The 8745-nt window shown below is 71.8% G+C and carries 1 protein-coding gene; it reads left to right on the top strand.

Annotated elements, in window-relative coordinates; all coding sequences use genetic code 11:
• Positions 1–8745: non-ribosomal peptide synthetase/type I polyketide synthase (locus D7X74_RS35950; protein ID WP_120537504.1), on the top strand; the 8745-nt coding region annotated here is incomplete at both ends.

Here is an 8745-nt window from a genome sequence, read left to right as displayed (position 1 = left end):
CCGCCGCGGCCTCGCTTCCCACCGTCCCCGAGCACCTGACGCCCTTCCAGCAGCGCGTCGCCGGCCTCTTCCGCGACGTGCTGCACGTGGAGCGCGTGGGCCTGCACGACGACTTCTTCGCCCTGGGCGGCCATTCCCTCCTGGCCACGCAGCTCATCTCCCGCCTGCGCGCCACGTTCCAGGTAGAGCTGCCGCTGCGCGGCCTCTTCACCGCGTCCACCGTGGCCCGCGTCACGGAGTTGGTGGAGGAGCAGTTGCTGGTGCGCTCGGACGGACCGCGCGTGCCCGCGCTCCGCCGCGTGTCGCGTGACGGAGACTTGCCCCTGTCCTTCTCGCAGCAGCGGCTGTGGGTGTTGGACCAGCTCCAGCCCGGGGCCACGCCGTACGTGCTGCTCGGGGCCGTGCGCCTGGAGGGCACGCTGGACGCGGAGGCCCTGCGTCGCGCGCTGGAGCTGCTGGTGGAGCGCCATGAGGCCCTGCGCACCACGTTCGCGCTGAAGGGCCGCGATCCCATCCAAGTCATCCAGCCCACGCCCGCGTGGACGTTGCCGATGACGGACCTGGGTGAGTTGCCGTCCGAGGCTCGTGAGTCGGCCCTCCAGCGGCTCGCCCTGGAGGAAGCGGGTCGGCTTTTCGACCTGGGCACGGGACCGCTCCTGCGCTCGCGGCTGGTGCGCTTCACGCCCTCGGACCACGTGTTGGTGCTGGGCATGCACCACATCGTGTCCGACGGCTGGTCCGTGGGCGTGATGGTGCGCGAGGTGGCGGCGGCATACGCGGCCTTCTCCACCGGTAAGCCGCACGGGCTTCCATCCCTACCGGTGCAGTACGCGGACTTCGCGTCGTGGCAGCGCGGCTGGCTCCAGGGCGACGTGCTCGCCGCGCAGGTCGACTGGTGGAAGGAGCAGCTGGCGGGCGCGCCGCACGTCCTGGAACTGCCCACCGACAAGCCCCGTCCGACGCCGCGCTCCTCGCAGGGCGCGCTCCTTCCCGTACACCTGCCCCGCGCCCTGGGGGATCGCCTGGGGACGCTCGCGCGAAAGGAAGGCGCCACGTCGTTCATGGCGCTGCTGTCCGTGTGGCAGCTGCTGCTGTCCCGCTACAGCCGGCAGGAGGACTTGCTGGTGGGTTCGCCCATCGCGGGCCGCAACCACGGCGACGTGGAGGGGCTGGTCGGCTTCTTCGTCAACACGCTGGTGCTGCGCGCCCGCGTCAACCCGGACGCGTCCTTCCGCTCGCTGCTGACGCAGGTGCGTGACACGACGCTCGCGGCGTACGAGCACCAGGACCTCCCGTTCGAGAAGCTGGTGGAGGAACTGCAAGTCTCGCGCGATCTGAGCCGCACACCGCTGGTGCAGGCCATCTTCGCGCTGCAGAACGCGCCCGGCGGAGCGCTGGAGGTGCCGGGCCTGACGCTGCGCATGCTGGAGGTGGACACGGCCACGGCGCGCTTCGACTTGGGCCTGCTGCTCACGGAGACGCCGGACGGACTGCACGGCGCCATCGAGTACAGCACCGCCCTCTTCGAGCGCGACACCGTGGCCCGCATGGCCGGCCACCTGCGCGTGTTGATGGAGGCCGCGGTCGAGAACCCGGACGTGCCGCTGTCCCAGCTTCCCTGGCTCACGCCGGCCGAGCGCCAGCAGGTGCTCGTCGGCTGGAACGACACTGCTCGGCCCTACCCCTCCGACAGCACCGTCGCGGCGCGGTTCGCGCTCCAGGCCGCGCGGCATCCCGACGCCATCGCGGTGGAGTCCGAGGACGAACGGCTGACGTACGCGCAGCTCGACGCGCGGGCCAACCAGCTCGCCCATGTCCTCCGGGCCCACGGCGTCGGACCGGACGTGCCGGTGGCGGTGTGCCTGGAGCGCTCGGTGGGCTTCGTCGTCACGGTGCTCGCCACCCTCAAGGCGGGCGGTGCCTACGTGCCGCTGGATGCGTCGTATCCCGCCCAGCGGCTGGGCTTCATGTTGGAGGACGCCCGTCCGAGCCTGCTCCTCACCACGCGCGAGCTGCGCGGACGGCTGCCCCTTCCCGATGCGTCCCTGCCGTGCCTCTTCGTGGAGGAGCTGTCCCTGGTCTCCCGTCCCGTCACCGCGCCCGTGGTCGACGTGGGACCGCGTCACCTGGCGTACGTCATCTTCACCTCCGGCAGCGGCGGACGGCCCAAGGGCGTGGGCATCGAGCAGCGCGGACTGCTGCGCCTTGCGCACGCGGAGCCGTACTCCCGCTATGGCACGCGGGACACGGGGCTGCTCTTCGCGCCCGTGTCCTTCGACGGCTCCGTGCTGGAGCTGTGGCCCCCGCTGCTTCACGGTGGCCGGCTCGTCATCTTCCCGGGCAATGTGCCCGCGGGAGACATGGACACGCTCGCGCGCGTGGTGGAGCGCCACGGCGTCACCTTCGCCCACCTGCCGTCCGGCCTCTTCTCCCAGTTGATGGAGCACCGGCCCGACATCCTCGGGCGGCTGCGGGAGCTGCACGCGGGCGGCGACATCGTTTCGGTGCCGCACGCGCGCCGGGCGGTGGAGACGCTGGGACGGCCCTTCACCAACGCCTACGGCCCCACCGAGTGCTCGGTGGTCGCCACCACCTTCACGGTGGAGCGGCCGGAGCAGATTGGCGCTTCGGTGCCCATCGGGAAGCCGCTCGCCAACACGACGGTGTACGTGCTGGACGCTCGGCTGGAGCCGGTGCCCGTGGGCGTGCCGGGCGAGCTGTTCCTCGGGGGAGATGGCGTGGCCCGGGGCTACGTGTCGCGGCCGGACCTGACGGCGGAGCGCTTCGTCCCGGACGCGCAGGGCACCACACCCGGTGCGCGGCTGTACCGCACGGGCGACCTGGCCCGCTGGCGCGAGGACGGGACGCTGGAGTTCCTGGGCCGCATCGACCACCAGGTGAAGGTGCGCGGCTTCCGCATCGAACTGGCGGAGGTGGAGGCCGCCCTGCGCGAACAGCCCGGGGTGCAGGAGGCCGCAGCGGTGGTGCGCGAAGACGTGCCCGGGGACAAGCGTCTCGTCGTCTACGCGATGCCGCGTGCAGGGCACACGCTGGAGACCGCGCGGATGCGCGAGGCCCTGCGACAGCGGCTGCCGGAGTACATGGTGCCCTCGGTGTTCGTGACATTGGCCACCCTGCCCCTGAACCCCAGCGGCAAGGTCGACCGCAAGGCCCTGCCCGCGCCGGATGCCGCGTCCACCGGCCGTCAGGGCCGCTTCGTGGAGCCCACCCACCCGCTGGAGCAGCGCATCGCCCCCGTGTGGGCCCGCGAGCTGGGCGCCGACCGGGTGGGCGTGCACGACCATCTCTTCGACGACCTGGGCGGCACGTCTTTGTCCGTGGTGCGGATCGCCGCTCGCCTGCGCGAGGAACTCCAGCGCGACGTGCCCGTGGTGTGGCTCTTCGAGCACCCCACCGTGAACGATCTGGTCCGGCGCATGGAGCGAGAGTCGGGAGGCTCCACGGCCACCGTGGCCCCAACTGCCACGCACCGTCCGCGCGAGGCTGCGAAGACGGGCGAGTCCGGTGCCATCGCGATCATCGGCATGGCGGGCCGCTTTCCGGGTGCGATGACGGTGGCGGAGTTCTGGAAGAACCTGCGCGAGGGCGTGGAGTCCATCACCCGCTTCACGCCAGAGCAGTTGGAGCACCTGCCCGGGCTGCCGGAGGGGCTGGAGTTGTGGCACCACCCGGCCTTCGTCGCGGCGGGCGGTGTCATCGAAGGCGTGGAGAAGTTCGACCATGCCTTCTTCGACATGCCCCTGCGCGAGGCGCAGTTCACGGACCCGCAGCAGCGGCTGTTCCTCCAGACGGCCTGGGCGGCGCTGGAGGACGCGGGCGTGGATCCGGACCGCTTCCCGGGTGCCATCTCGCTGTATGCGGGTGCAGCGAGTTCCGGCTACACGGAGGCCGTGCGGCAGGCGATGCCGATGGACGCGGCGTCCTTCCTGGAGCTCCAGGGCACCGCCACGCACGAGAGCCTGGCGACCAAGACGTCCTTCAAGCTGGGACTCACGGGTGAGAGCACGCTGGTCTACACCGCGTGCTCCACGGGACTCGTCGCGGTGCATCTGGCCTGCAAGAGCCTGAGAGGGGGCGAATCCGACGTGGCGCTCGCGGGCGCGACGCGCCTGTCGGTGCCGCAGCGCACGGGCTACGTGCATCAGGAAGGGCTCATCTTCTCCCCGGATGGCCACTGCCGCGCGTTCGACGCGAAGGCGAAGGGCACGCTCGCGGCCAACGGAGTGGGCGCGGTGGTGCTCAAGCGCTTGGAGGATGCGATCCGGGACGGCGATGACATCTACGCCGTCATCCGGGGCTCGGCCCTCAACAACGATGGGCGGAACAAGTCCGGCTTCACCGCGCCCAGTGTCCAGGGGCAGGCGGCCGTGGTGACGCAGGCCCTGACCAACGCGGGCGTGTCACCGGAGTCCATCGGCTACGTGGAGACCCACGGCACCGCGACGTCATTGGGCGACCCGATTGAAGTGGCGGCGCTGACTCGCGCGTACGGTCTGGGTGCGGAGCACCAGGGCACCATCGCGCTGGCGTCGCTGAAGACGAACATCGGCCACCTGGACACGGTGGCGGGTCTGGCCGGCCTGATGAAGGCGGCGCTCGCGCTGCACCACGGCGAGATTCCTCCCAGCCTCCACTTCGAGCAGCCCAACCCGCAGATCGACTTCGCGGCGGGCCCGTTCTTCGTCAACACGGCGTTGCGGCCGTGGCCCCGGGGCGAGCGGCCACGCTTCGCCGCGGTCAGCTCGTTCGGCATCGGCGGCACCAATGCCCACGCGGTGCTTGAGGAGGCCCCCCTCCGGCGGAGCGGTCCCACCACCCGTTCCCACCAGCTCGTCCTGCTGTCCGCGCGCACGCCCGAGGCGCTGGAAGCGGCGTCCCGTCAACTCGACGCGCACGCTGGTGGCGACAAGATCTCCTTGGCGGATCTGGCGTTCACGCACGCGGTGGGCCGCAAGGTCTTCGAGTTCCGCCGTGCGTTGGTGGTGAAGGACGCGGCGGACCTGGCGAAGCAGCTCCAGAAGCCGGCGGCCACGACGAAGGGCACGAACCGCGCGCCGCGCGTTGCGTTCGTGTTCTCCGGCCAGGGTGCGCAGCAGGTAGGCATGGGGCGCGAGCTGGCGGAGGCCTCGCCGCTGTTCCGCGCGCACCTGGACGCGTGCCTCGCGCTGATGGACGCGCCGCTGCGTGACCGCGTGTCGGCGTTGCTGCGGCCGGCGGAGGGCGCGGACGTCACGGCGAGCCTCGCGGACACGCGCGTGGCGCTGCCCGCGCTGTTCAGCGTGCAGGTGTCGCTGGCGCTGCTGTGGGAGGACCTGGGCGTGGCACCGCATGCGGTGCTGGGCCACAGCTTCGGGGAGTACGCGGCGGCGTGCGTCGCGGGCGTGCTGTCCCTGGAGGACGGGATGCGGCTGGCGGTGGCGCGCGGGGAGCTGATGCACCGCATGCCGCCGGGGGCGATGCTCGCGGTGGCGCTGCCGGAGACGCAGGTGGTGCCGATGCTGACGGGCCGGCTGACGCTCGCGGCCGTGAATGCGCCGGACCGGTGCGTGGTGTCCGGGCCGGTGGAGGAAGTGGAGCGGCTGAAGGAGGAATTGGAGCGCCGCAAGGCGGGGGCGGTGCGGATGCCCGCGCCGCATGCGTTCCACTCGGCGGACGTGGAGCCGCTGATGCCGGAGCTGGCGCGGGTGGTAGGTTCGCTCCACCGCTCCGAGCCGACGGTGCGCTACGCGTCCAGCCTCACGGGCACGTTCGTGCGTCCGGGGCAGCTGACGGCGCCGGGGTACTGGACGGAGCAGATGCGCCAGCCGGTGCGCTTCACCGACGCGGTGGGTGCGTTGCTGGAAGAGGGCTGCGGGGTGTTGCTGGAGGTGGGGCCCGGTCAGGACCTGACGCCGCTGGTGCGCGCGAGCCTGGGACAGGACCGCGACCGCGTGCGCGCGCTGGCCACGCTGCGCCGGGGTGGGACGACGACGGAGCAACAGGGCTGGCTCCAGGGCGTGGGCGAACTCTGGACCGCGGGTGTCGCCGTGGACTGGAGCGCGTTCTACGCGCACGAGCAGCGGCTGCGGTTGCACCTGCCGACGTACGCATTCCAGGAGAAGGACGTATGGGTGCAGTCGCGAGCCCGCGCCCTGCCCTCCTCGTTCATGCCGCCGGGTGCGCCCGTGCGTGCACCGCAGAACGTGTCCGCGGCCAGCGTGACGGCGCCGGGCGCCGGTGTCGGCCCGATGTCCGGAGAGGAGAGCCCACTCGGTTCCACACCGCCGCCGGTGTCCATCCCGAGCATCGCGCGGACGCTCCACGACGGAGTCTTCCTTCCCACGGACACGGCTTCGCAGCCGGCGCCCGAGCCCACGAATGCCTCCACCCGACCGCTGCTGCCGGGTCTCTCCGCGCACACGGCCTCCGAACCCATGGCCCCCGTCGCCGTCCCCGTCGGCCGCGAGGACGCGCCGCGCGGAGATGTCGAAGAACGCGTGGCCGCGCTGTGGCGCGAACGCCTGGGCCTGGACTTCGTTGGCCGCGAGGACAACTTCCTCGAAATCGGCGGCAACTCGCTGACGGCCGCCCAGCTCCTCAACCAGGTGCGTGACACCTTCGGCGTGCAGCTCCCGCTGGCCGCGCTCTTCGAGGCCCCCACCGTCGCCGGCATCGCCCAACGCCTGGAGCCCCTGCTGCTCCAGGCCCCCCAGGCGCCTGTCACGGCGGAGCTGCCCCTGGTGCCCCTGCCTCGCACGCGAGAGCTGGCCCTGTCCTTCGTTCAGGAGCGCGTCTGGCGCCTGGAGCAGTACCTGCCCGGCCTGTCCGCGTACACCATCCCGTTCGTCCTGCGGCTTGAAGGCGACGTGGACGCCTTCGTGCTGGAGCGTGGCATCCAGGAGATCGTCCAGCGCCACGAAGCCCTGCGCACGACGTACGACGTGGTGGACGGCCGCCCCGTGCAGCGCTTCCACGCCTACGTCCGCATCCCGCTCACGCGCGTGGACCTCCAGGGTCCGCTGGAGACCCGCGAAGCCGAAGCCCTGCGCATCGCCCGCGAGGACGCCGCCGCGCCGTTCGATCTCGTCAAGGGCCCGGTGATGCGCTCCACGCTCGTGCGCCTGGACACGCACGTGCACATGCTGGTGGTCAGCATCCACCACATCGTCTGCGACACGCTCTCTGTCGCCCTCTTCGTCCAGGAGCTGGGCCAGCTCTACGACGCCTTCATCCAGGGGCGTCCGTCGCCCCTGCCCCCGCTGCCCCTCCAGTACGCGGACTTCGGTCAGTGGCAGCGTCAGAGCATCGCGGAAGCGCGCCTGCCCGAGCAGGAGCAGTGGTGGCGTCAGCGGCTGGCCGGAATGCCCCGGCAAATCGACCTGCCCACCGACCGTCCCCGCCCGGCGCACAGCCCGCTCACGTCGGCACGCATGACGGTGGAGTTCCCGTCCGAACTGGCCCGGGAGCTGTCCGCCTTCGCGCGCCGCGAGGGCTTCACCGCGTACATGACGGTGCTCGCGGCGTGGCAGACGCTGCTGCACCGCTACAGCGGCCAGACGGACCTCATCGTCGGCACGCCCATCGCGAACCGCACCCGGCCGGAGCTGTTCCCGCTCATCGGCTACGTGGCGCACTCGGCCGCGTTCCGCACGCGCTTCGTGGGCGAGCCGACCTTCCGCGACATGCTCGCGCAGATTCGCGAAGAGGTGAACGACGCCCAGGCGCGTCCGGACGTGCCCTTCGAGTACCTGGTGGAGGCACTGGTCCCCGGCAAGGACATTGGCAAGGGCCGCATGGCCGACTCGGTGTTCGTCTTCCACTCCGGTGTCAGCGCCGGCGCGATGACGCTGGAGCTCAAGGGCATGCGCGGCTCGCTGGTGGAGGTGCCCGGCACGCCCGTGCAATGGGGCGCCACGCTGGCCGACCTCACGCTCGTACTCTCCGAGTCGCCCGGCCGCATCCACGGCGCCCTGGAGTACGGCACGGAGCTGTTCGACGCGGCCTTCGCGGAGCGCTTGGTGCAGCACTTCCAGGTGCTGCTGTCGGCGGCGCTCGCCAAGCCCGACACGGAGGTCTCCCGCCTGCCCCTGTCCACGGAGGCCGAGCGCCACGCATGGCCGACGCCACGCACCGTGGCCGGCTTCACCTCCGTGCCCGCCCTCCTCGCGGATCGGCGCGCCCGTCAGGCCGACGCCATCGCCATTTCACGCGGTGACGAGCACTGGACCTGGACGCGGCTGGGCACCCAGGTGCGGACGCTGGCCGAACGGCTGCGGTCGCTTGAGGTGAAGGACGGCGCACCCGTGGCCGTGAGCCTGCGGCCCTCGCCGGAGAAGCTCATCGCGCTGTGGGCCGTGCTGGAGGCTGGAGGCGCGGTGGTCGCGCTGAGTCCCACCGACCTGGGCGAAGTGTCCCTCTATGCTCCCGAAGGCGCGCGCGTGCCGGTGCTCGTCACCACTCGCGAGCTGGTCACCTCCGTGCGCGTGGAGGCTTCGCGCACGCTGTACGTGGAGGACATCGCCACGTCCCCGGAGACCGAAGAAGATTCGGAGGCCTTGGGGCGCGGTGAGTCCGGCACCCTGGCGTGGCTGCTGCCCATGGGCGCGGGTCAGCCCGCGTGGGCGCTGGGCCACCTGGAGCTGTCGGAGTTCTTCGTCGCGCTGGATGCACGGCTGTCCCCCACCGACGGCGGCGCGTGGCTGTCCGCGGGCGAGGCCGCCGCGGACCGTCCGGACCTGGAAGCGC

This window comes from Corallococcus sp. CA047B, assembly GCF_003612065.1.
In the GTDB taxonomy this organism is placed as follows: Bacteria; Myxococcota; Myxococcia; order Myxococcales; family Myxococcaceae; genus Corallococcus; species Corallococcus praedator.
The sequence above is the reverse complement of the archived record's forward strand: the minus strand, read 5'-3'. Positions and strand labels throughout refer to the sequence as shown.